Annotated in this window: 20 protein-coding genes and 1 tRNA gene; 13 read left to right on the plus strand and 8 right to left on the minus strand. The window is 42.9% G+C overall.

Annotation, left to right across the window (positions count from 1 at the left end; all coding sequences use genetic code 11):
* Positions 1-51: 51 nt before the first annotated feature.
* From OQX62_RS04565 to OQX62_RS04575, 3 genes are all read right to left on the minus strand, one after another.
* On the minus strand, positions 52-234 hold the full coding sequence (locus OQX62_RS04565; protein ID WP_265830229.1) for a spore protein: 183 nt from the start codon (positions 232-234) through the stop codon (positions 52-54).
* A 35-nt stretch (positions 235-269) separates the two neighbouring features.
* Positions 270-343, minus strand: a tRNA-Cys gene (locus tag OQX62_RS04570).
* Positions 344-391: 48 nt separating this feature from the next.
* Positions 392-1141, minus strand: coding sequence for a TrmH family RNA methyltransferase (locus tag OQX62_RS04575; RefSeq protein WP_265830230.1), 750 nt, complete (start codon positions 1139-1141; stop codon positions 392-394).
* Between OQX62_RS04575 and OQX62_RS04580 the strand changes: the two genes are divergently transcribed.
* Entirely contained in the window at positions 1132-3519 is a 2388-nt protein-coding gene (locus tag OQX62_RS04580) for a BamA/TamA family outer membrane protein (RefSeq protein ID WP_265830231.1), read from the plus strand. The two genes, OQX62_RS04575 and OQX62_RS04580, sit on opposite strands and share 10 nt — an antisense overlap.
* Here OQX62_RS04580 and OQX62_RS04585 read toward each other — a convergent pair.
* The 3 genes from OQX62_RS04585 to OQX62_RS04595 form a co-directional block, all read right to left on the minus strand.
* On the minus strand, positions 3516-4046 hold the full coding sequence (locus OQX62_RS04585; RefSeq protein WP_265830232.1) for a hypothetical protein: 531 nt from the start codon (positions 4044-4046) through the stop codon (positions 3516-3518). The two genes, OQX62_RS04580 and OQX62_RS04585, sit on opposite strands and share 4 nt — an antisense overlap.
* A gap of 1 nt (position 4047) precedes the next feature.
* On the minus strand, positions 4048-6336 hold the full coding sequence (locus OQX62_RS04590) for a patatin-like phospholipase family protein (protein WP_265830233.1): 2289 nt from the start codon (positions 6334-6336) through the stop codon (positions 4048-4050).
* A gap of 147 nt (positions 6337-6483) precedes the next feature.
* Positions 6484-6972 carry a TspO/MBR family protein gene (locus OQX62_RS04595; RefSeq protein ID WP_265830234.1) on the minus strand — a complete coding sequence of 163 codons (489 nt, stop codon included), beginning with the start codon at positions 6970-6972 and terminating at the stop codon, positions 6484-6486.
* 78 nt (positions 6973-7050) lie between these two features.
* Here OQX62_RS04595 and OQX62_RS04600 point away from each other — a divergent pair, with 78 nt between their 5' ends.
* Positions 7051-7614: an acyl-CoA thioesterase gene (locus OQX62_RS04600; RefSeq protein ID WP_265830235.1), complete on the plus strand. Its 564-nt coding sequence runs from the start codon at positions 7051-7053 to the stop codon at positions 7612-7614.
* A gap of 8 nt (positions 7615-7622) precedes the next feature.
* Here OQX62_RS04600 and OQX62_RS04605 read toward each other — a convergent pair whose 3' ends face one another.
* Entirely contained in the window at positions 7623-8390 is a 768-nt protein-coding gene (locus OQX62_RS04605) for a DeoR/GlpR family DNA-binding transcription regulator (protein WP_265830236.1), read from the minus strand.
* Positions 8391-8660: 270 nt separating this feature from the next.
* Between OQX62_RS04605 and OQX62_RS04610 the strand changes: the two genes are divergently transcribed.
* The 11 genes from OQX62_RS04610 (at position 8661) to OQX62_RS04660 (ending at position 23795) form a co-directional block, all read left to right on the plus strand.
* Positions 8661-10250: a glycerol-3-phosphate dehydrogenase/oxidase gene (locus OQX62_RS04610; protein WP_265830237.1), complete on the plus strand. Its 1590-nt coding sequence runs from the start codon at positions 8661-8663 to the stop codon at positions 10248-10250.
* Between the two features lie 39 nt (positions 10251-10289).
* Positions 10290-11804, plus strand: coding sequence for a glycerol kinase GlpK (gene glpK / locus OQX62_RS04615; RefSeq protein WP_265830238.1), 1515 nt, complete (start codon positions 10290-10292; stop codon positions 11802-11804).
* 22 nt (positions 11805-11826) lie between these two features.
* A complete protein-coding gene (locus OQX62_RS04620) occupies positions 11827-12555 on the plus strand; it encodes an MIP/aquaporin family protein (protein WP_265830239.1) in 729 nt (242 codons plus the stop codon).
* Positions 12556-12597: 42 nt separating this feature from the next.
* Positions 12598-13374: a hypothetical protein gene (locus tag OQX62_RS04625; protein WP_265830240.1), complete on the plus strand. Its 777-nt coding sequence runs from the start codon at positions 12598-12600 to the stop codon at positions 13372-13374.
* A gap of 143 nt (positions 13375-13517) precedes the next feature.
* On the plus strand, positions 13518-14351 hold the full coding sequence (locus tag OQX62_RS04630; protein ID WP_265830241.1) for a mechanosensitive ion channel family protein: 834 nt from the start codon (positions 13518-13520) through the stop codon (positions 14349-14351).
* A gap of 10 nt (positions 14352-14361) precedes the next feature.
* Entirely contained in the window at positions 14362-15168 is an 807-nt protein-coding gene (gene epsC, locus OQX62_RS04635) for a serine O-acetyltransferase EpsC (RefSeq protein ID WP_265830242.1), read from the plus strand.
* A gap of 7 nt (positions 15169-15175) precedes the next feature.
* Positions 15176-16054 carry a cysteine synthase CysM gene (cysM, locus tag OQX62_RS04640; protein ID WP_265830243.1) on the plus strand — a complete coding sequence of 293 codons (879 nt, stop codon included), beginning with the start codon at positions 15176-15178 and terminating at the stop codon, positions 16052-16054.
* Position 16055: 1 nt separating this feature from the next.
* Positions 16056-16340 (plus strand): SelT/SelW/SelH family protein, encoded by a 285-nt coding sequence (locus OQX62_RS04645; RefSeq protein WP_265830244.1) that lies wholly within the window; start codon positions 16056-16058, stop codon positions 16338-16340.
* A 187-nt stretch (positions 16341-16527) separates the two neighbouring features.
* The gene (locus OQX62_RS04650) at positions 16528-17556 is read left to right on the plus strand and encodes an acyltransferase family protein (RefSeq protein ID WP_265830245.1); all 1029 of its coding nucleotides are present in this window, start codon (positions 16528-16530) and stop codon (positions 17554-17556) included.
* 112 nt (positions 17557-17668) lie between these two features.
* A complete protein-coding gene (cobN, locus tag OQX62_RS04655) occupies positions 17669-21949 on the plus strand; it encodes a cobaltochelatase subunit CobN (RefSeq protein ID WP_265830246.1) in 4281 nt (1426 codons plus the stop codon).
* On the plus strand, positions 21936-23795 hold the full coding sequence (locus OQX62_RS04660; RefSeq protein WP_265830247.1) for a magnesium chelatase subunit D family protein: 1860 nt from the start codon (positions 21936-21938) through the stop codon (positions 23793-23795). The genes cobN and OQX62_RS04660 overlap by 14 nt, the downstream gene beginning before the upstream one ends.
* Here OQX62_RS04660 and OQX62_RS04665 read toward each other — a convergent pair.
* The gene (locus tag OQX62_RS04665) at positions 23761-24474 is read right to left on the minus strand and encodes a hypothetical protein (protein ID WP_265830248.1); all 714 of its coding nucleotides are present in this window, start codon (positions 24472-24474) and stop codon (positions 23761-23763) included. The genes OQX62_RS04660 and OQX62_RS04665 overlap by 35 nt on opposite strands.
* Between the last annotated feature and the right edge of the window lie 66 nt (positions 24475-24540).

Genomic DNA, 24540 nt, shown 5'->3' on the forward strand with positions numbered 1-24540 from the left:
AAAGAGGTTAACAATTAAGCTAACCTCTCTTTGATTCTTTGTGCAGAAAAACTATGCTCTTGCAGCAGCTGTAAGCTGATCTAAGATGATGTTGTTTTTAGCTAACTGATCTGTTTTAGGTTGTTTTGAACGGCTTCCTAATTCAATGTTTGTAGCTAGTTTCAAAGTTTTAACTTCTAAACGTGAAGTTGTTTTGTTTTTTCTGTCTTTTCTTTTTAATCTAGTAACTGCCATGGTTTGAACCTTTATTTTTTTAATTTATATAAATCTGGAGGTCGAGAGCGGATTCGAACCGCTGTACGAGGTTTTGCAGACCTCTGCCTAGCCACTCGGCCACTCGACCTGTTGAAATTCAGGCTGCAAAAATAGCAATTTTATATTAACATGCAATTTATTTCTGCAAAAATCTGCAAATGTCCGCACAAAATATTGCAGCAGATACCGCAACGTTCAATGATTCAGCTTGTCCCACTCTTGGAATTGTTATTGGGCGACCAATGAATTTTTCTACTTCCTCACTCACTCCCTGTCCTTCATTGCCCAGAATAACGAGCCCTTCTTTTCCCCAGTTGGTTTCATAAAGACTGTTTCCATCCAGCATTGCACCAAAAATGGGCATCTCAATGTCTTTCAAAAATTCAGGCAGCTCGTGGTAACTTACATCTACGCGGGCTAAAGATCCCATAGTGGCCTGCACTGTTTTCGGGTTGTAAACCTCCACCGTATGGTTGGAGCAGATCACATTTTTAAAACCAAACCAATCTGCTGTCCTGATGATAGTACCGAGGTTACCCGGATCCTGAACACCATCAAGTACGAGTGAAAATGAATTTTTTAAAGAATTTTTATCAAAACCGGCTTTTGCGGGAATAGCAACAACCGCCAGGACACCTTGTGGTGCCTGCAACGCACTAATCTTCTCCAATTCGGTAGTGTTTACTTCAAATAACTTTATATTTGAAGCTAACTTTGGAAGTAAAGACTGATATTGGGGTAAAAAATAGATACTTTGGATCTGGTAGCTGGACTGAATAAATTCTGAAATGGACTTTATTCCTTCAATAATGAACACCCCATTCTCTTTACGGTACTTTTTTTGATGTAACGATTTAATAAAACCTATCTGAGATTTTGAAAGCATATTCTATTTATAAAAAGAAATTCCAATTTCCCGCAATATTACTATTTATTCTTCTTTTTGTCACTGCCTGTTCTTCTACAAAATTTATAGAAGACTACCAGTCGATCGTTAAAAAGGTGGATATAGATAGCATTCCCAAGCAGTACGAAGAGGAATCTTTAAATTATATTCAGAAGGATATCCGTCCCGCTCCAAGGCTGGGGATCAATGTCGGCTTATACAATTTATTTTATACACTCTTCAAAACTAAGTCGGTCGGTAACCCTGCACCTGTATTGGACAGTACACTGGTGGAAATTTCGCGTAACCAGATTGAAAAATTTCTGAACAGTAAGGGCTATTTCAAAGCAAAAGTCAAATCGGAAATCAAGGTTAAAAATCAGCGGGCAGAGGTTGATTTTAAAGCGAATCCTGGTCCTGCCTTCTCGATAAATAAGGTCGAATATAAAATTCCGGATTCTGCAGTAAACCAGCTTTACCAGGATAAAAAAGCGATGTTCACGCATTTACATGAAGGGATGCAGTATGATGACGATTCACTCTCTTATGAGCGCGAACAGATTTATCAGGTGATGAAAGAGAACGGATACTTTGATTTTTCCCGTCCTTATGTGCGGTTTACGGTTGATTCTGCACTGAACGCCAGCAAGACAAATGTTGTTTTATATATTGATCAGCCGGCAAATAACGGTAAACATACCAAATACCTGATCGGGGAATCCAATGTAATTGTTGCTCCTTCTACAGACGGGTTTACAGATTCAGTAAAATTGAACCCCCGTATTTTCAGAGGGATCAGGTATACGGATTTATCTAAACGCTTCAGGAGAAATCCGATTGTACGTTATGATTTTATCAGGCAAGGGGAGGTTTATGATGTCAGTAAAGAGAACCTCACTTTTGACCGTCTGTATGAACTCAACGTGTTTAAAAATGTAAAAATAGAATATACGAAGGATAAAGACAGTGCTGACAGGGTGAATCCGCTCATTCAACTGATTCCTCAAAAGAAAATGAGCAACAGGGTGGAGGGGGAAATTCCTTTTAATGCGGGTACGATTGGCTTTACGCTGGGCAATACCTATACCAACAATAACTTCTTCAGAGGAGCAGAGCGTTTTGAATTTCAGGTTAAAGGCGGACTGCAATCAAGAATTGGTCAGGGTGTTCCCTTTTTTAAAGACATCTACCAGCGCGATTTCTCTATAAGCGCCAGTTTAGCCGTCCCGAGGTTAATGGTGCCGTTCGACATCCCTATGATGGGTAAAAACGGGATACCTTACACCACTTTCTCTACCAGTTACGTGTATGCACTACAAAAAGACTTTTTTGTGAGGCGGGTATTTTTAAACTCAATCACATATGAATGGGTGGAAACTAAATCCAAGTTACACTCTTTTACGCCACTGAATTTTGAATACAGATTCGGGGGATTGCTGGTCGATACTTCTGATACACCGAAAGGACAGGAAGGAAGAGATTTGCTGGCGGCATATTCTTACAATATCAAGCTGCTGGATAGAAGAGATCTGACGGTAGGGGTAAAATATGCCTATTCACTCAATGCCAACAAACTGCTGTTAAATAAAAGTTTTGTGTATTTCCGTGGAAATATTGAATTGGCGGGGAATATGCTTGATGCGGTCTCCAGGCTGACCGACAGAAAGCATAATCCTTCTGAGGGAGATTATGCGAGAATTCTGGGATTACCTTTTAATCAGTACGTAAGACCAGAAGTGGATATACGCTGGTATAAAAGTCTCGGGGTAGATAAACAGTTTGTAGCACGTATAAACGGGGGCGTAGGTTATGCTTATGGTAACTCTACAGCAGTGCCTTTTGAGAAGTTATTCTTTGCAGGAGGATCAAGCGGTGTCAGGGCATGGCAGGCCAGAACATTAGGTCCGGGAAATTATAACCGCGCAGAGCGTGTACCAACTGAGGAAGCACGAAAAACGCTTTATGGGATAGATCAGTTAGGTCAGATGCATATTGAAGCCAATCTGGAATATCGCTATGGATTAATTAATAACTTCTTCGGTGCAAAGTTAAAGGGAGCTATTTTTCTGGATGCAGGTAACGTATGGAACATTTCTCCTGGTAATCCCCAGCCGGAAACCTATTTTGATTTTAAAAATATCGGAAATCAGCTGGGTATAGGTACAGGGATGGGATTCAGGTATGATGTTCAGTATTTTGTATTCAGATTTGATATCGGTTTAAAGTTAAAAGATCCACAGTTTAAAGGTTCAGAACAATGGGTAATCAGCAAGTTCCTTGGCGGTGGAAGAGCGTTTAAAAACGAATATAAAATCGCAAACAGTCCTGATACCTATCGTTTCGTACAATATAACTTCGGAATTGGATTACCTTTCTAAAATGCCTTTTTAAGATTGTCAAAGATGGTTTCAAAGAAAGTGCTAAGGTTTAATCCGTTGCTATGGTTAAAGTACATAAATAACAGCAGGATGATCACTACAAAGATGATCAGCTTTCTGAAAGCAAAAGCCATAAAGATCAGCAGCAGTGGAATCACAACCAGCCACAGACTATTGATCGTATATGGGTTTAGGGTACCATCTTTTTTGTACACATAGAGCAGTTTGCTGTGTGTTCCTTTATCATTCTGATGTTTGATATAGACGAATGCAGATCTTTCAAGCTGCATAGGTAAAATAGCCACGCCGTCATTAAATTTCACGGGTTGAGTAAATCCACTCACCGAAAAAGTATACAACCCGTTGATGTTTTCCAAAGGCTGATCGAGTGAATCAGCGGCAATAATAGCCAGTTTGCTGTTCTTCAGCAGGCTCTCTTTTACTATAAAATTGTTTACATCTGCTTTTTGCGCAAATCCAGTGGCCGATATCATCAGTAGCAACAGGCAGTAGTATAATGTCTTCATATTATTCGATAGAACGTTTATTGTAAATAAGATATCCCAAATGTAACAAAACGCCGTTTCTTTTTATCGGGTCATCATATAAATTATAACTTAGGCTAACGGGGCCCAGCGGAGTGTGATAAACAAGTCCTGCAGTGCCGGCATAGTGGATTTTGTTGAACGTGCCCCTGTTTTTTACTTCCTGGAATCCATCCTGTTCAAATTGCTGGTAAGGCAAAAACAGATATCCTTCTACGCGGAGGTCCAGATTTCTGCGGAATTTATAGACATTTTTTAATCCACCGGCTACATAAGTCCTGGCCCTGAACTTTTCCAGAAATAGTGATCTGCTGTCTTGTAGCGGATAAAAAGCAGGGGCGACCAATAAGCTGGAATAGTAATTTGAAAAGCGCGGCAGGTTGGAAATCACCCCTTCTACAAGATAGCCGAGTGTATACTGCGATTTCGTAAAGAAATAATTTTCGTCGCTTATTTTAAGGTTCCACCAGTCTCTTGATGTTCGGTTCGCAGCAATATCTGTTTGCACAAAACTGTTCCTGGAAATATTACCGGGCGTATAATTTTCCCTGCCGGTGAAATAGTTGAAACTGAACAGGAAATTTCGACCCCGGGTGGCATACTGCTTACGGTTAAGGGAGTTCTGCTCAAAATTGAGCGTGCTGCGTAATCCATTAAAAATAGTTTCGTCAAGCACATCCCCAATGTTGAAGGTGTTGGTGGGACTGTAATGATCGCCGTTGTTGATAAAAGATGTACCGAGGGTAATTTTAGTATTGCGGTTTAAAGGAATTCCTGCCTTGATCTCAATTTTCCTGTCGTTCTGCTCAATATAAGTCGGGTGCGGATTCTCTATAAAAATCTGGCTCGTATTGTAGTAATTGAAGTGGTTATAGGTCATTTCCATGGCCAGGAAAAATGGCAACCGGGATGGATAATCTATACGCCCGTTTAACTGTACCGATTCGTAAAAACGACCGGAATAGAAATCGGCGCCAAAAGTATAGGCTTTCCGGTTAAGGTAATTGTATTGAACGCCCAAGAATACGTTACTGATCGGGCGACTGGAAATATTTCCTCCTACATCCAGTTTAAGGCTTTTCTTGGGCTGTGCGAGTATTTCGAAGGTATAGCCGTCAGATTTTGGATCATATGAGATCCTGGGATAGATGGTTTCAAATGTTTCATCCGCAACCAGCTTGTAATAACCCTGCCTGATGTCGTTCAGGTCGAATGTCGGTTTATCACGCTTGAAGAGTCGCTCTATATATCTTTTCTGCTGACTGTTTACGCCTGATACTGTAACGGCGTTAAAAACCAGTTCGGGTTTTCTGATGTTGAAATTGTTCCTTTTGTCGCTCAGCTGCTTGGTGCTCACGCGTCTGGCCACTTCTTTTTTGATCTGGTCCATTTCACGCATCGTTGCATCATACCCCAGTTTAATCAGTTCTGCAACGGGGTTAAAATTACTGGCGCTGTATCCCTTCAGGTCAGGTTCGATATAAATGCCATTTTTACCAATCAGTGTGGAATCGGATTTAGATAAAAACATGAACATCATCAGTCTGTTCATCAGCCTTTCATCGCCATTTTTCGGATATTCATTGTAATTTTTTGCGGATACGCTTACACCGATAATATAATCCGGCTTGAACTCTTTCTGCATAACATCCGCAGGAAAGTTATTGTAAAGTCCGCCATCGAAAACATATTTATTATCCAGTTTAATAGGGCGGTAGATCAAAGGGACGGTCATGGTGGCACGTACTGCTTCAGCCAGACTTCCGTTTTTTACCGTGATGCTGGTTTGTGAAAAAACATCAGACACCATACATCTGTAAGGAATAAACAGGTTGTCAAAATTATCTTTAGCTGTGGCAGAGGCCTGCGACAAAAGTTCTAATAATGCAAAATTAAGCGGGATATCATTCACCAGGTTGGACCTGAAGCTCATTCTTAATGCAGTATCGACGGAGAGTTTTGCCGTGATTAGCGAAGAATTAGGCGCTGTTTTCTGGAAGTAGAAACTATAATCACTTTTGTATTTTCCGCTTACCCAATCCTGAAAATCAGTCGTTAAAGCAATTTTTTCGATCTGTGCCGGAGAATATCCTGCGGCATAAAGGGCGCCGACTATGCCACCCATTGAAGTTCCGGTGAGGTAGTCAACAGGGATATTGTTCTCTTCCAGCGCCTTTAATGTGCCAATATGTGATAGTCCTTTGGCGCCACCTCCGCTGAGCACGAGACCTACTTTCTGCGCATGTAAATTCAGAGTGCAGAAACATAGCATAACCAGAAATATTTTTCCTCCTAAGATCACATCCCTAAAATACAGGTTTTTTTAGATAATATCCGGCTTTTAGTTGTTAGGAGATGATCATCTTGCTGTAATCATTTCACTCTTAAGAATTTTTTACGGATAGGGTCTGTGCTGCTCCTAATTCAGTAGAAAGATATTGTAGGTCAGGATGCTTGCGAAACTTACCCATAAAAAGTAAGGAATAAACAGGAGCCCCGCCGTTTTGTCAATCTTATAAAAGATGGTTGCATTAACGAGGATGGCAGCCAGCAATGCTATGATCTCAATCAGTGCAGCGCCAATAAGGTGCCTGTAGAAAAACAGGTATGACCAGCCCAGATTTAGGATCAGTTGTATAAAATAGATTGCTGCAGTTCTTGGCAGATGTGCAATTTTTTTTCGGTTTATCCAGACCCTGTAGGCTGAAATACCCATGATGATAAATAATAGTGACCAGACCGGGCCGAACAGCCAGTTTGGCGGGTTGAAAGATGGTTTTACTATTCCGGGATACCAGCTATGTACTGAATCGATCGTGATGAGTCCCCCGGCAACCCCAAAAAGTAGTGGAATCAATATATTAATCAATAAAGCGGGGAATTCAATTCGTTTAGCGTCAGTTGGCATGAATAATAATTTAATTGTTTTGGTCAATAATCATGCCTGTCAGATTTGGCTTTAAACGATAAAAAAGTAAATTGCATCATGAATATAGTCGCTGCACCAAATTTTAAGCCCGTTGAAAATTCACAGACCACACTGACTGAGCTGATGATTCCTTCCTATTCTAACTTTGGTGGTAAGATTCACGGAGGTATCATTCTGAGTCTGATGGATAAGGTGGCCTATGTATGTGCGGCGAAACATTCCGATGGCTATTGTATCACTGCATCTATAGATGTTGTTGATTTTCTGGCCCCCGTGGAAGTAGGTGAACTCGTTTCCTTAATGGCTTCTGTGAATTACGTAGGCAATACTTCTATGATTATTGGTATACGCGTAATCTCAGAAAATTTAAAGACACAGGTAAGCAAACATACCAACACCAGCTACTTTACCATGGTGGCTATCGGAGATGACAATAAGCCGAAACAGGTACCCGGATTAATATTGAAGAGTCAGGATGATATCAGGCGTTTCTCTCAGGCTAAAAACAGAAAAGAATTGAAGCAGGCCTATAAAAAAGAGGAAGAAAACATTAAAAATGAATATGACAATGAGCATTGCCTCACTTTACTGAAAAATGAGCGCTGTCAGATCGTTATCTGAGATCAGTATCAGCCAGCGATAGTTACCGTAATTCCTTTTTCCTCCAATGCTTTTACGATGCCGGGAGACACCTTATTATCCGTTATAATATGCTGAATCTGGTCCAGTGTGCAGATTTTTCCCAAACCGCGTTTACCTATTTTGCTGCTGTCTGCCAGTACCACGGTAATCTGTGCAGCATCGATCATCTTTTGATTTAACCGTGCCTCCATCAGACTCGTCGTGCTGATGCCTGTCTCCAGATCAAGTCCATCCACCCCCAAAAATAACATGCTGCAAGACACGTCCTTAAGAATCTGTTCCGCATAAGGTCCCATTACAGAGGATGAATTTTGCCTGAGCTGCCCGCCAAGCTGTAATACTTCCACATGTTTGTGGTATGATAATTCCAGAGCTACGTTTAAAGCGGAAGTGATTACTGTCAGGTGTTTCTCGGGATGTATAGATCTGGCAAGGGCCAGCATGGTAGTCCCCGATGCGATAATGATCGAGTCATTATGACCTATCATTGTTGCGGCAGTTTCAGCGATGGTTCTCTTCTCACTTGCATGCAGCTGTTCTTTTTCTGCAACGGGCTTGTCATTCGTGTAGGGATTAATTTTTGATCCTCCACCATGCGTGCGGAAAAGCAGATTTTTATCCTCAAGAAGTTTCAGGTCCTTTCGTATCGTTACCTCCGAAACCTTCATCTGCAGACTTAGTTCCTGCACGTTTACAAGGCCGTTTTCCTGCAATTTTTTTAAAATCAACTGATGTCTTTCGGTTATACTTTTCATTTTTCACGTAGATAGGTGATCAAAAATAACAATTAGTGCGCTATTAAAGCGAAATAAACAACTAATTATTTTATAGTATTGCGTTTGTTTCGATTTGTTTTGAAATGCACTTTCATTTTTTATATTTTATTCTGTTTATGCACTGTAAAGCCACATAATTACGATATGTAAAATTAATATGCTTTTTATTTGTTTCGTATTGTTTTTATTTCGTAAGTTTGATATAGCAAATGAAACATAGGTTTGTAAAGAACAGAGGAGGCTTTGAAGATGAACACAGATAGAAAAGAAATCGTAAAAAATATTGCTGACCAGGATAAGGTATGGGATGTGATTGTAGTTGGTGGTGGTGCAACAGGGTTGGGTGCAGCATTGGATGCAGCCAGTCGTGGTTACCAGACTTTACTATTGGAACAGGCCGATTTTGCAAAAGGCACCTCCAGTCGCAGTACCAAACTGGTTCACGGTGGTGTGCGTTACCTCGCCCAGGGTGATATCGGGCTGGTTAGAGAGGCATTGTACGAAAGAGGATTGTTGTTGAAAAACGCCGCCCACTTAGTTAAGAACGAGACTTTTATTATTCCCAATTACGAATGGTGGGGTGGCGCATTTTATGCTATCGGACTGACAATTTATGATTTGCTGGCCGGGAAACTTGGTTTTGGAAGAGCGAAATACGTTTCAAAAAGCAAAGTGATCAGTAAACTGCCTACCATTCAGCAGAAGGGATTGTATAGCGGAGTCGCTTATCACGATGGTCAGTTTGATGATTCACGTCTTGCTGTAAATCTAGCCCAGACCATACTGGAACAGGGTGCAACGATTTTGAACTACTTCAAAGTAACGAGTTTGCTCAAAGATGCACAGGCTAAAATAGCCGGTGTGGTAACAACAGATATAGAATCAGGCATTACTTATCATATTAAAGGAAAAACTGTCATTAACGCTACTGGCGTTTTTGTGGATGACCTTTTACAAATGGATAAACCAGGTAAAAAGCCACTCGTGAGATCAAGTCAGGGTGTCCATTTAGTGATTGACCGTTCATTCATGCCGGGCGAAGACGCGATCATGATCCCTAAAACGGATGACGGCAGGGTATTGTTTGTGGTGCCATGGCACGATAAACTGGTGGTTGGGACTACGGACACGCCTTTAGATCAGCATAGCCTGGAGCCGGTAGCGCTGGAAGAAGAGATCGAGTTTATTATGCGTACTGCTGCAAAATATTTAGTGAAAGCGCCAACACGTAATGATGTGCTGAGTGTATTTGCCGGTCTGAGACCTTTAGCTGCACCGGAAAAAGGATCCTCAAAAACGAAAGAAATCTCCAGAAGCCATAAGCTGATCGTTACTGAATCAGGATTAATCACCATCACTGGTGGTAAATGGACAACCTATCGCAGGATGGGTGAGGATACGATTGATAAGGCAATGGAAGTGGGCCGATTGAAAAAGGTAGCTACCAGAACAAAAGATTTACCGATCCACGGCAGCAAGGCTGATGTAGACCGTAATGATCACCTTTATGTTTATGGAAGTGATGAAGCGGCTGTGCTTGCTTTAGGAAATGAGAATCCTGTATGGAAAGAGCAACTGCATGTGCGTATGCCTTACCTTAAAGCAGAGGTCATCTGGGCTGTTCGTCATGAAATGGCCAGAACGGTAGAAGATGTGCTGGCCAGAAGAGTGAGGGCATTATTCCTGGATGCGCGGGCTGCAATAGATATGGCGCCGGTAGTAGCGGAGCTGATAGCCGGCGAGTTACAAAAGGACGAAGCATGGAAAAAAGAGCAGATCGCTACTTTTACCAAACTGGCACAATCTTACCTGCTGGTGCCTTATTTGCCTGCCAATTAACCCGAATAATTTAAAAAAACCAATATAAATCATATAATCATGGAAGACTTCATTTTAGCCCTGGATCAGGGCACTACAAGCTCACGCGCAATCGTATTTGATCATGCTGGTAAAATAAGATCTGTAGCTCAGAAGGAATTCACACAAATATTTCCCCAGTCAGGCTGGGTAGAACATGATCCGAACGAGATCTGGTCTACGCAGGCAGGAGTGGCTGCTGAAGCAACAGTGAAATTAGGGATTAACGGGACTAATATTAAAGCAATAGGGATTACCAATCAGCGTGAAACAACGATTGTCTGGGATCGCCATACTGGTGAACCTGTTTATAATGCTATTGTCTGGCAGGACAGGAGGACGGCTGATTACTGCGATCAGTTAAAGAAAGAAGGTAAGGCTGATATGATCCGCTCTAAAACAGGGCTGGTAATTGACTCTTATTTTTCCGGTACAAAGATTAAATGGATACTGGACAATGTTGAAGGTGCAAGGGAAAGAGCGAATGCTGGTGATCTTGCCTTTGGAACGGTAGACAGCTGGCTGGTATGGAAATTAACCAGGGGGCATGTACATGTGACCGATATTTCCAATGCAAGTCGTACCATGCTTTTTAACATCCGTACGCAGCAGTGGGACGATGAATTGCTGGAGTTGCTGGACATTCCAAAAAGCATGTTGCCAGAGGTAAAACAATCCAGTGAAGTTTATGGTGAAACGGCCACGACCATTTTCGCTTCTAAAATTCCTATTGCAGGGATTGCGGGAGATCAGCATGCTGCACTTTTCGGGCAGATGTGTCTTGAAAAAGGAATGGTGAAAAATACCTATGGTACAGGTTGTTTTATGCTGATGAATATCGGTGAGGAGTTTATCGAATCAAAAAATAACCTGCTGACTACGGTTGCCTGGAAAATTGACGGAAAAGTACAATATGCATTTGAAGGGAGTATTTTTATAGGCGGAGCGGTGGTACAATGGCTGCGTGACGGCCTGGGAATTATTAAATCTTCTGCTGATATAGAGAAACTGGCTTTAAGTGTGGAAGATACGCAGGGAGTATACTTTGTACCTGCTTTCGCTGGTCTGGGTGCGCCTTATTGGGAACCCGATGTTCGCGGAACGATTATAGGTTTAAGTCGCGGTACTAACCAGGCTCACATTGCACGTGCAGCTTTAGAGGCAATTGCTTACCAGACAATGGATGTGCTGAAAGCCATGCAGGCCGATGCCGGAGTAGAAATTAAAGAGCTTAGGGTTGATGGCGGAGCGGCGGCGAATGATTTGCTGATGCAGTTTCAGTCTGACTTACTAAGTTGTAAGGTAATCAGGCCTACAATCATCGAAACCACTGCTTTAGGCGCTGCCTATCTGGCTGGTCTTGCTGTAGGTTTCTGGGATAGTGTGGAAGAGATTCAGCAGTTATGGCAGGCAGATAAGGAATTTGCCGCTCAGGGAGATCCTGAAAAAGTCGCGGCCGGGATCAACGGCTGGGAAAGAGCAATTTATACCGCTCAAAGATCTACTGATGAATTACCTGTAACTGACAAAGCATAAATCACCCTTTAATCCTGATCAAATGACTCCATTTATAGCAGAGTTGATAGGCACGATGTTGCTTATACTCCTTGGCGATGGCGTAGTTGCCAACGTCATATTAAACGAAACAAAAGGAAAAGATAGCGGGTGGATGGTAATTACCACCGCATGGGGTTTGGCTGTTTTTATAGCAGTTACCGTTGCCGGTCCTTATAGCGGGGCACATTTAAATCCCGCAGTTACTTTAGGTTTAGCCATCATCGGTAAGTTCCCATGGGCAGATGTACCCATGTACATTTCGGCTCAGTTCCTGGGTGGCTGTATGGGTGCCTTCCTGGTTTGGGTAATGTACCTCGATCACTTTAAACGTACGACTTCGCAGAGTACTATTCTGGGTGTGTTCAGTACGATTCCTGCGATCCGCAATTATGCATCTAATATGGTCAGTGAGATTGTCGGTACTTTCGTGCTCATCTTTACCATTTTTTATATTACGGGAGCAGAGATCACTCCGACCAAAGTGCCAGTAGGTCTGGGTTCTGTAGGCGCTATTCCGGTAGCATTCCTGGTATGGGTTATTGGTTTGTCGCTAGGCGGAACCACCGGATATGCAACCAACCCCGTGCGCGATCTGGCGCCAAGGCTAATGCACGCCATTCTGCCAATTAAAGGTAAGGGAAGCAGTGACTGGGCATATTCATGGGTACCTGTATTGGGTCCGCTGATCGGTTCGGGAATCGCTGCACTGATTTATCTTCAATTACATTAACCGCGGGAGAATAAATATTCTCCCGCTTTAAAAAAAATAATTATGAAAGCCATCTATAAAGGCAGCCTTCTGGTTGCACTAGGGCTATGCCTTTGCCTGAATCTTCAGGCTCAGGATACCACAGCAAGAAAGACAGATACGGTTCCGGTTAAAAAATATCGTCCCTATAATGTAAACCTGCAGCTGCGGAATATGTACATCTGGCGTGGCTTCAGGGTTTCCAATAGCCCGATTACTGATGTGGACATGCATTATACCACACGTGACGGCAGCTTTTCTGCCGGATTATGGGGTGGAGCCGGACTTAATGGTGAATACAGAGAGTTTGATTACTATGTAAGTTATGCCAAAAAAGGCTGGAGCTTTGCGGTATGGGATATCAATAATTTTACGGACTTTCCAAATGCAAAACTGTTTGACTACAAAAGGGACAGCACTTCACATTTCATCGATGTTTCTGCGGCTTACCAGTTTGGTAAAGCATTTCCTCTGAGCATTAGCTGGAGCACAATTGTTCAGGGCCGTGATACACATGTGAAGAGTGACGGGCAGCTGGGAAACAATTATTCCAATTATGTGCAGCTTGATTATAAATTATGGGAAGAAGGTACGATTAACCTCCATGTGTATGTGGCTGGCGGCTTTGCTTTTGGCAGGGATAAGAGTTTTTATGGGGATAAGCCGAACATCGTTAATACGGGTTTAACGCTGAATAAAGAACTGATACTATTTAATCATCATATGCCCGTGGCGGCGACAGCAATGTTTAGTCCGGAACACAATCATGGTGCCATACAGCTGGTCATCAATGCTTTTTGACCAGATACTGCTCTTATTCAGGCCGGCTTTGGAGAAAATCTGAAGCCGGCCTTTTGACAGATTCATTTTTCTTGACATCTTAATGAACTCTTCGGCCGAAGAGCTTAAATGAGTTCAGTATCTTTGTGAAAGATATGTTTAAAATGAATAAGATTGAAGTTTATACAGGTAGTATTACGCGACTGATTTTTAATTTTTTGCCGGGGTTGGTGATGTCGGTAGTTACGCTCTTGGTCGGACTCTGGCTGATTAAAAAGTTCGTGAAATTTCTTCATGGACGTTTCCGGCGTAATGAGGTGGATATTTCCCTGAGCGAGTTCCTGCTGAGTATCGTGAATGTTTCCTTATATGTGCTGCTGATCATCTGTTGTGCATCTATGATTGGGATACAGACAACTTCGTTTGTGGCGGTATTGGGTGCTGCAGGTTTGGCGGTCGGCCTGGCCCTGCAGGGAAGCCTTTCCAATTTTGCCGGTGGGGTGCTGATTTTATTATTTAAGCCCTTTAAAGTCGGCCACAATATTACCTCCAGCAATAATGTCTCCGGCACAGTATTAAAAATAGATATACTATATACTACCCTAAAAGCAGGTAACGGAACAACCATTTATGCGCCAAACGGTCCGCTGGCTAATGCAGTGATCAATAACGTGTCTGACAATGAGATTCGTCAGGCAGAATATAAAATCAGTCTTTCTTATGATACCAATATTGACACGGCACGTAAAACCATCCTTGCTGTACTGGAAAATGATGCACTGGTCCTGAAAGAACCAAAACCGGTTGTTCTGGTCGGCTCGCTTACCGATAGTGCGATTGTGCTGCTGGTGAGGGCATGGTCGACCAATACAACGTTCTGGACGGCCTACCACGCTAATTACGAAAAGATCATTGAAACACTGACAGCGAATGACATCAAGTTGCCGGATACCAAACAGGAAATAAATATAGTGAACAATCCATTGAAATTGGGATAAAGGAAGTGAAATGAACGAGGATTTTTACCTGCATATTTATCAGAAGCAAGAACACATTGACCCTGTGCCTTCCAACAGGGAGATTGCAGAATGGGCTATTAACTTGCTGAATCTGATTTATCCTGAACGGTTAACCAGGGCTGAATATACCCTTGCGGAGATCAGGAAAATGTTTGCCGACTCAGAGCAGGGGCTGCTTTATATCCTTACCTCTACCAAAGCTTGTATCGGGTGTGAAAACGAATTGATTGCTGAATCATTTTATCAGGATCTGCCGGAATTGTACCGGAAAATGAATACCGATATCAGTGCCACGCTGAGTGGTGATCCGGCTGCGAAAAGTGAATTCGAAATTATACGTACCTATCCTGGCTTTCTTGCTATCTGCTTTTATAGAATCGCACATCACCTGCTATTACTGCAGGTGCCTTTAATTCCAAGATTTTTAACAGAGTATGCACATTCAGTAACGGGGATTGATATCCATCCGGGCGCAAGAATAGGAGAGTATCTTTTTATAGATCATGGAACTGGTATTGTTATTGGAGAAACTACGGAAATAGGGAATCACGTTAAATTGTATCAGGGCGTTACACTGGGCGCATTAAGTGTAGAAAAATATATGGCTGATATGAAGAGGCATCCGACTATTGGCGACCATGTGATTATTTACTCTGGTGCAACCATACTGGGCGGAGATACTTTTATAGGTGAACATTGTATTATTGGTGGGAATGTATGGCTGACCAGGAGTGTGCCTGCCGGTTCTACGGTATATCACCAATCGGCCATGAAAGTTATAGAGACAAAGAAATAGACAAGAAATGGGAAATTTGATCGAATGTATAGGAAATACGCCATTGGTAGAAATTCAACAGTTAAATCCAAATCCTGACGTTAAGATTTTTGCCAAGCTGGAAGGTAATAATCCTGGAGGAAGCGTAAAAGACAGGGCTGCTTTGAATATGATCCGCAGTGCGATGGAACGTGGAGATGTAGGCAAAGACACTAAGTTAATTGAAGCTACGAGTGGAAATACGGGAATTGCATTAGCCATGATTGCTGCCATTTACCAGCTTGAGATTGAGCTGGTGATGCCCTCTAATTCTACAAGGGAGCGCACATTGACGATGGAAGCTTTTGGCGCAAAAGTAACTTTACTGGACTCCATAGAAATCTGCAGGGATTATGCGGAAGAAAAAAGTGCTGAGCCCGGTTATTTCCTGCTTGATCAGTTTTCAAATCCTGATAATTACCTGGCCCATTATAAGACAACAGGTCCGGAAATCTGGCGTGATACAGATGGACAGATTACTCATTTTGTAAGTTCGATGGGGACTACAGGAAGTATTATGGGTAACTCTATGTTCCTGAAGGAAAAAAATCCTGAGATACAGATTATAGGTTGCCAGCCCACGGAAGAATCATCTATCCCTGGCATCAGGAGATGGCCGGAGGCCTACCTTCCTAAAATATTTGATCCCTCAAGAGTAGACCGGGTAATGGATGTGTCGCAGGACGAGGCGGGTGAATATGCGAGAAAGATGGCGCGTACTGAAGGGGTCTTTGCCGGAATGAGCAGCGGTGGTGCGCTGGCCTGTGCATTGAAGTTAGCTGCTGAGTTGAGTTCTGGTGTCATTGTTTTTATTGCCTGTGATCGTGGCGACCGTTATCTGAGCAGTGATTTATTTGTTAACAAATAAGATGATGAAGCCAACTGTTAGTATAGAGTATTGTCCTAAATGTGGATGGATGCTTAGAGCGGCCTATATGGCGCAGGAATTATTGACCACTTTCACTGATGAAGTTCATGGCGTATTGTTACAGCCAAGTCAGACAGGTGGCGCCTATATTGTTCGCGTTGATGGCCTGACGGTGTTTGACAGGAAAGCACATAGCCGTTTTCCGGAAGTTAAGGAGTTGAAGCAGCTGATCAGAGACGTAGTTTGTCCCGAAAAAGGTCTGGGTCACTCTGATAAGTCTGTTTAATTGAGTTTTTTTATGAATTTCACCCTTTCGAATAAAGAATTTGTTAGGTGAATATTAATAAATAGCATTTCTCCTCTAAGAAACGTTAAAATTTTATTTCATTTTGGGATTTAAGTCTGAAACATTATTTTTAATTGATTTAATGGTTTAATTATTGCTATTGAATTTAAGATCAGGCTCAATTTTAATGAAAAAAATAACTTATAACTGGGAAGTTTTAGCAATTACCAGGTTCTTTTTAGCTATAGTAGTACTCTTTCACCACCTTCCTGCAACATTAATGAGCGATACTTCAAGACCCTGGTATGGTAAGTTAGGTGCTTTTGAGGCAGTTCTTGGATTCTTATTGATTAGTGGTTTATCTATTGGAAAGTCGATACAGAAAAATCAGGATTCTTATTTTAAAAGAAGATTGCAGAGAATTTATCCCGTTTATATTGTCAGTATAATTATACACTATTTAGTTGTACAGGATCAGATCACAACGGAGTTTATCGTTTTACTTGTGTTGAATCTGCTCTTTCTGAATCAGATTTTCACTTCACTTTCTTATGTAGTTGTCGCCTGGAGTTTATCCCTTGAGGTTTGGTTATATGCACTCGCTCCATATTTATATAAGCTGTCCTTTAAAGCTTTGATGGTTATTATCTATATTTCATTTGCTGCCTTTTTGATTCATATTGCTGGCCGGACACTATTTCACTGGCCTTATTATGCAGGGGTTACTGCAGGACTTAATTTAATCATCCTTGGATTTATATGGGTGGCAGGTTTTGTTTATTCCATATATCCTGAAAAACGAAAATTCATGGCAATCAATGTCGCACTCTTTTTTGCCTGTTATTTTGGTTTAACTATCCTGATAGAATTGTTTCATCAGATTAAGCAACATACGGCAGGTGATTTTGTCAGTCATGATCTGATATACTTTGCTCTGCAGTTATTTACGCTGGGAATAGTTTTTGTGGTTGTATTCTATAACCATAAGGTTACTTATTTATCCCTCAATACTAAAAAGATATTTAACGTTCTTGGGAACATCTCTTATCCGCTTTATCTTACACATCGTTCTGTGTTTCTATTTTTTAATCAACACAACATCCATAATATTGGTCTCGGCGTACTTGCCTCTTTAATTGTAGCCTGGCTGGTTTATATATTGTTCGACTTTTATAGTAAAAAGCGACCTCTGGCCAAGACACCAGTTGCTGCGTAACATGTTCAAAGGTTTTATTGCTACAGGTATACCAATTAGGCCGGCTAATGATAAAAATTCTTAATACTTTTGAAGGGAAACCTCATCAGCATAATTAAGAATTGATCGAATAATGGCGGAAATCAAAAGGCAGCGTGTAACCAGGGCGGACGGTAAAGCGATTAATCTTGTTCAGAGAAGAGGGCACCTATCTTATTGTTATAATGCCTGCTGCTGTGGGAGAACAGACAGGGGATATAGCGCTGTTCCGGTAGACCTTTATAAGAATGAGTGGTTGCGCCGTAAATTACGGAATGTAGTGCACATGACTAAAGGGGGCTGTCTCGGTCCATGTACGCTGGCAAATGTGGTTACACTGTTATTCGACGGACATTCTGTATGGTTTCATTCTATCAATAGCGACTGGCAGGTAACAGCCATTTTTGATTATATAGAAGGTATGGTTGTTGCTGACCGTTTTCAAATACCACCGGCCGAACTCAATGAGTATGTGTTTCAGTTTTATACCTGGAAGGGTACTGAGGCTCCTTCGCTATCCAATACTGCGGATCATGCTAAAGAGGGAATTGTTTTTCTCAGCCATGCAGATACAGACTTATTGACGCTACACCGCGCTATCCAGTCTTTGCCAGAAGATTTCCCCCGAACATTAGGCATAAATCTGCTTGCCGTAAAAAGTGAAGCACATATGGCTCAGCTGCTGGACAGGGAAATTGCAGGTGCTAAAATTATTATACTCAGAATATTAGGCAGACCGAGCAGTATACCCGGCTTTAGTGAACTGGTGCAGCGTGCGCGGAAGCAAGGTCAGCATTTGATTATTGTAAGTGGCACGAGCGACTTTAACCCGGAATATGCAGCCGCTTCTACTGTGACACCTGCTATTTTGCAGGAAACATTAGATTACCTGGATGCGGGTGGACATATTAACCTGGTATCCCTCCTTCATTTTTTGTCCGATCATTTACTGCTTACCGGTTTTGGTTTTGATGCGCCTGTTATTTTGCCACAACACGGTATCTACCATCCTGAATTGCCTGAAAATGCCAGTCTGCAGGATTGGTATTTAAGAAGAAATCCGGCTTTTCCGAATATAGGAATCACATTTTACCGGGCACATTATATCAGTGGGAACACCGCTTTTATAGATGCTTTGATCAGATCTCTTGAAGATCGGGATTTAAATGTTCTTCCTGTATTTACAGCCTCACTCAAAGCTAACGATGAAGTGACTGGCTGGCCTGCTGCATTCCAGTTTTTCAGAACAGAAGGACTGGTCAACATCGATGTGCTGATTAATACTGTTTCTTTCGCCATGCAGGATGCCAATGCAGCAAATTCAGGTGAAAGTATACTCAATAAATTAAACGTTCCCATTTTACAGGCTATTACCAGTGGTATGGGCCGTGGCTCATGGGAATCATCAAAACGTGGGCTGAACCCATTAGATACCGCAATGAATGTTGCCATTCCCGAATTTGACGGCAGAATTATCACGGTGCCCATCTCTTTTAAAGAGAAAGGCAGGGACGCTAAAGGATATGAACCTCTGGAAGACCGGGTGGAACGTGTAGCCGGACTTGCCCTACGCTTTTCGCGCTTAAAGCATTTACCCAACCGGGCAAAAAAGGTAGCTTTTATTTTTACGAATTCCAGCAGTAAAGCATCGCAGGTTGGAAACGCTGTTGGACTCGATGCGCCGGAATCACTGATGGCTATTTTGCAGGCGATGCAGGGTGAAGGTTACCAGATCAGTAATCTGCCTTCTTCGGGTACGCAGTTGATCCATGACCTGATCAACAGGTGTTCTTATGATGAGAGTTATCTTACTTCACAACAATTATCAGCTGCCATAGGTCGTGTTTCATTTGAGCGCTACGCCAGTTGGTTTAAAGACCTTCCCGTTGCGCTGCAACACAACATGGAGAAACAGTGGGGAGCCGCTCCGGGAAAATCTTATGTACATGACGGTTATATCTCTTTCGCAGGCATTGAGCTTGGAAACGCGCTGGTCGCGCTCCAGCCTCCGCGCGGTTACGGTATGGATCCCGATGCGATATACCATCAGCCGGATCTGGCGCCAACACATCACTATCACGCTTTCTACCGCTGGCTGAGAACAGACTGGGGTGCAGATGCCATTGTGCATGTGGGTAAACATGGTACACTGGAATGGTTACCCGGAAAAAGTATCGGTCTGTCAGAAAATTGCTTTCCCGATGCGTTTCTTGCTGATATGCCGCTCTTCTATCCTTTTATTATCAATGATCCGGGTGAAGGTTCACAAGCCAAAAGAAGAGCACATGCGGTGGTGGTAGATCATCTTACCCCGGCTATGACTTCGGCAGACAGTTATGGAGAACTGGCCTTACTGACCCAATTGGTGGATGAATATTATCAGGTAGAAACATTGGATCCTTCTAAACTACCTTTACTGCAGCAGCAGATATGGACACTGATCAAACAGACAAACCTGGATAAAGATCTTTCAGCCATGCTGAAGCGTGATCATGGAGATCATGTGCATGAATGGGATGATGAAATGACTCCGGAGGGTGTTCCGGTGAGTATTACCGAAATGGACGGAAAGGATATTGCGCATTTAATAGAAGATATAGACGGTTATTTATGTGAATTGGGTGCCGCGCAGATCAGGAATGGATTGCATACCTTAGGTTTGGCGCCGATCGGCACAGCTTTAATAGATATGCTCTCTTCGCTCACGCGTCTTTCAAATATTGGCGTACCTGGTCTTGCCGCTGAAGTTGCTGCACTTTTTGGCTTTGAGATCAATGAGCTTCTCGATCAGAAGGGACAACGAATAACTGCTGTGCCACAACATTTGATTCATTTGGCTGGTCGCCCGCTGGTCACGGCTACCGATGTGACAGAAGTGCTGAATGAATTGATCAACCATCTGCTTCAGCTCATGTATAAATATCACTTCAGCAGGAAAATGATTGATCAGGCATTTTTTGAGACATTTTCTATTGTTTCTACAACGGAAACAGGAGGAGGTATCATTCAGGTATTACACTATATCTGTGATTCCTTATTGCCCAATCTGGGGCACACTTACGATGAAATCAGCAATCTGATGCACGGATTATCCGGTGGATATATACCTGCCGGACCAAGCGGTGCGCCTACCCGGGGGATGGCGCATATTCTGCCTACAGGGCGTAATTTTTATAGTGTGGATCCACGTGCTTTACCTTCACAGGCCGCATGGCATGTCGGCCAGCAATTAGCGCGTGAAGTGCTGGAGCGCCATCTGAAAGAAAAGGGTTTTTATCCTAAGAGTGTTGCCATAAGTATATGGGGGACCAGTGCCATGCGTACCCAAGGGGATGACGTGGCAGAAATCCTTGCTTTAATGGGTGTAAGACCGATATGGCAGGCAGAGAGCAGGAGAGTGAACGGCCTGGAACTGATTGCCCTTGAGGACCTTGGAAGGCCAAGGATAGATGTTACTACCCGTATCAGCGGATTTTTCAGAGATGCTTTTCCGCACCTTATTGAACTGATAGATAATGCTGTACAGCTGGTTATTGCTGCAGATGAACCTGATGAGGAGAACTTTGTAAAACAACATTACCTCAAAGATTTAGCTGAACTTCAGTCGGAAGACCTTTCCATAGAACAAGCGGAAGAAAAGGCAGCTTACAGGATCTTTGGTTCTCCTCCGGGAGCTTATGGAGCTGGTATACTCGAGCTGATTCAGGAAAGAAACTGGGAATCTGAAGCTGATTTTGCTGCTGCCTATATCAACTGGGGTGGTTATGCCTATACCAGCAGCGTGAATGGGGTGGATGCGAGGACTGAATTTAAAAAGAGACTTTCCAGTGTAGAAGTTGCCCTTCACAACCAGGATAACAGGGAACACGATATTTTTGATAGTGATGACTACCTGCAGTTCCATGGAGGGATGATTGCTTCTATACGGAGCCTGACTGGAAAGCAGCCAAGAAGTTACTTCGGTGATACACAGAATCCCGACAGGGCAACGGTTCGGGATCTGAAAGAAGAAGTGCTGCGTGTTTTCCGGTCCAGAGTAGTGAATCCCAAATGGCTGGACGGTATAAAAAAACATGGTTACAAGGGCGGGCTGGAGTTAACCACTACCGTAGATTATATGTTCGGTTATGATGCTACTGCAAAGGTAATGGATGACTGGATGTATGATCAGATCGCAGAAACTTATGCCCTGGATCAGGGCATGCAGGAGTTTTTAAATGAAAACAATCCATGGGCGCTGCATGCCATTACCGAGCGATTGCTGGAAGCTGCAAAAAGGAAAATGTGGTCGGTACCTGCAGCAATGCTGGAGGCCCTGAAACAGCTGTACCTTGAAAGTGAAACATTATTAGAAGAACGGAATGAAGTTGAATAACACCAGTATAAATTATCCATTTGCGGCAATAGTAGGGCAGGAGAAGTTAAAAAAGGCTTTACTTTTATGTGCTGTCAACCCTGCTATTGGCGGAATCCTGATTCAGGGAGATAAAGGAACAGCAAAAAGTACTGCTGCACGTGCACTTGCGGAGGTGATGCCTGCGATAGAGCAAGGGAAAGTTCCCTTTATTACCTTGCCATTGGGTGCTACTGAAGAAAGGGTGATCGGTAGCCTTGATCTGGAAGCGGTGCTGGTAGATAAAAAGAAGAAGTTTCAGCCCGGCCTGCTTTCGGCAGTGCACCAGGGTATTTTATATATAGATGAAGTAAATCTGTTGTCTGATCATTTGGTGGATGTGCTGCTGGATGTTGCTGCTTCAGGTGAAAATATAATTGAAAGAGAAGGCTTATCACTTAGCCACCCTTCCCGGTTTACATTGGTCGGTACGATGAATCCGGAAGAGGGGCAATTGCGACCACAGTTTCTGGACAGGTTTGGTTTGATGGTACAGGTAGACGCTCCGGCTGATATTGCAGAGCGGACAGAAGTTGTGCGCCGTCGCATTGCTTTTGAAGCAGATCCTGTGCTTTTTGTACAGCGCTGGACGTTGCAGCAGGCTAAACTGCAGCAGCAGCTTTTGCAGGCTAAACTGTTATTACCCGAGGTTATTCTGGACGATGATTTGCTCAATTTAATTAGTCAGCTCACTACAGAACTGAATGTGAGAAGTCTGCGTGCAGATATTGTGATGTATAAAACAGCAATTACGCTCGCTGCTTTTGATCTTCGTCAACAGGTGACTGAAGAGGATATAAAAATGGCGGCAGAATTGGCATTACCGCATCGAAGCAAAAAGAAGTCTAACACGCCACCAGCATCATCACCACCTATATCGCAACCGACTCCAGATCAGCCGCAAAGACAGCCGGATGAAGAGAAAGACAGGGATCAGGGAAAAAGAATTGAACAACAGCAGGGGGACGCAGCGCAACATCAGCCTCAATCTGGTGAAGAACAGATCTTTGAAAGCAGTATGCCTAAAGCTTTGCCTAAGATTGATATCGCCCGGGTAAGAATTCCCGAAGAGCCTAAGGCAGGAAGAAGGAGCGCGACCGACACCCTGAAGATTGGCGCTTATACGCGTGCGCAACGAGCGACAAATACCAGTGATATTGCGATAGACGTTACCGTGATCCATGCCGTATTACGTGACCCGGAAAAGTTTGAAATCTCTGCGGGCGATTTACATCAGAAAAAGCGTCTGGGTAAAATGAGCAACTTAATTCTATTCATTGTTGATGCTTCAGGTTCGATGGCTGCACGCAGGAGAATGGAGGCCGTTAAAGGAACGGTGCTGAGTTTGCTGACCGAAGCATATGAAAAACGTGATACCGTTGGTGTAATTGCATTCAGGGGGATAGAGGCACAGGTGCTGCTGCCACCTACTAAAATTACAGATCTCGCTGAAGAAGCAATGAGAAGTCTGCCTACCGGCGGAAGAACGCCTTTACCTCATGCTTTGCAGACGGCTATTCAATTGTTGAATACATTTGACGCAAAAAAGGGCTATCATCCTATATTAATTGTGCTTACCGATGGTAAGGCAAATGTGCCGCTGCCAGGAACAGGTGAAGATCCATGGGGTCAGACGATCCAGCTTGCCGGGCAATTGAAAGACCATGCTGTTCAGTCGCTCGTTATCAACACGGAATCAAGCTATTTCAACCTCGACCATGCAGATGAATTAGCTGTAGCGCTTGGGGCACAATACCTTTCGCTTTCAGATATTTCTGAAGAGGAGCTTACGCCTATAATAAATCAATTATCTTATAAATCCAGGTAGAGCCCAATAGTATCGAGCCCAGACCGGCTAAACCGTTCATCCATTTGAATACCACCATATTGTTTTGCAGAAAGCGGCTCATGGTAGAAATGAGCAGGTAACTATAGATGCTCATGGCTAAAATAATACCTGCCGATTCGATGACCAGTACCATAATAGAGCCGCCAATAGTGCTTGCGCTGATGACCAGTGCTGTGGTTAACACACCTCCGGTTCCTGCCAGTCCGTGTAACATGCCAACCCAGAAAGATCTGGTAAGCGGTTTTACTTTTATCTTTTCTCCTTTTTCTCCGTGAAAATGTATCAGCTCAGAAGGTAAATGCCGGTGCTCTTCCCTGGCTGTCTGCTTCACAATTTCATTGATTTTGTAATTACTTCTGATGGCTTTGATGCCCAGGATAATCATAATCGGGCCGACCGACATTTCTGCCCAGAAAGAGATATTGTTGACAAATAACTGTAAGGATGACTTAAATAGTAGTGCTATAATACCAAAGATCAGTAAAGTTACCGAATGGCCCAGTGCCCATTGAGAAGCTCTGAAGATAACTGACCAGGAGATCTTCTTTTTACTGATAGCCTGTTCAGATGCTAAAACAGATACTGCGGCGATATGGTCAGGTTCGAAAGAATGCAGGATTCCGGCGATGAGTGGCCGACTAATACTAAGGATATTCATTGCGCGCAAAGCTATACATTTTAGATTGTTTATGGTCAGTTGATATTTCTTCTTAGTTTTACCATT

Source organism: Pedobacter sp. MR2016-24, from assembly GCF_026239655.1.
Lineage (GTDB): Bacteria > Bacteroidota > Bacteroidia > Sphingobacteriales > Sphingobacteriaceae > Pedobacter.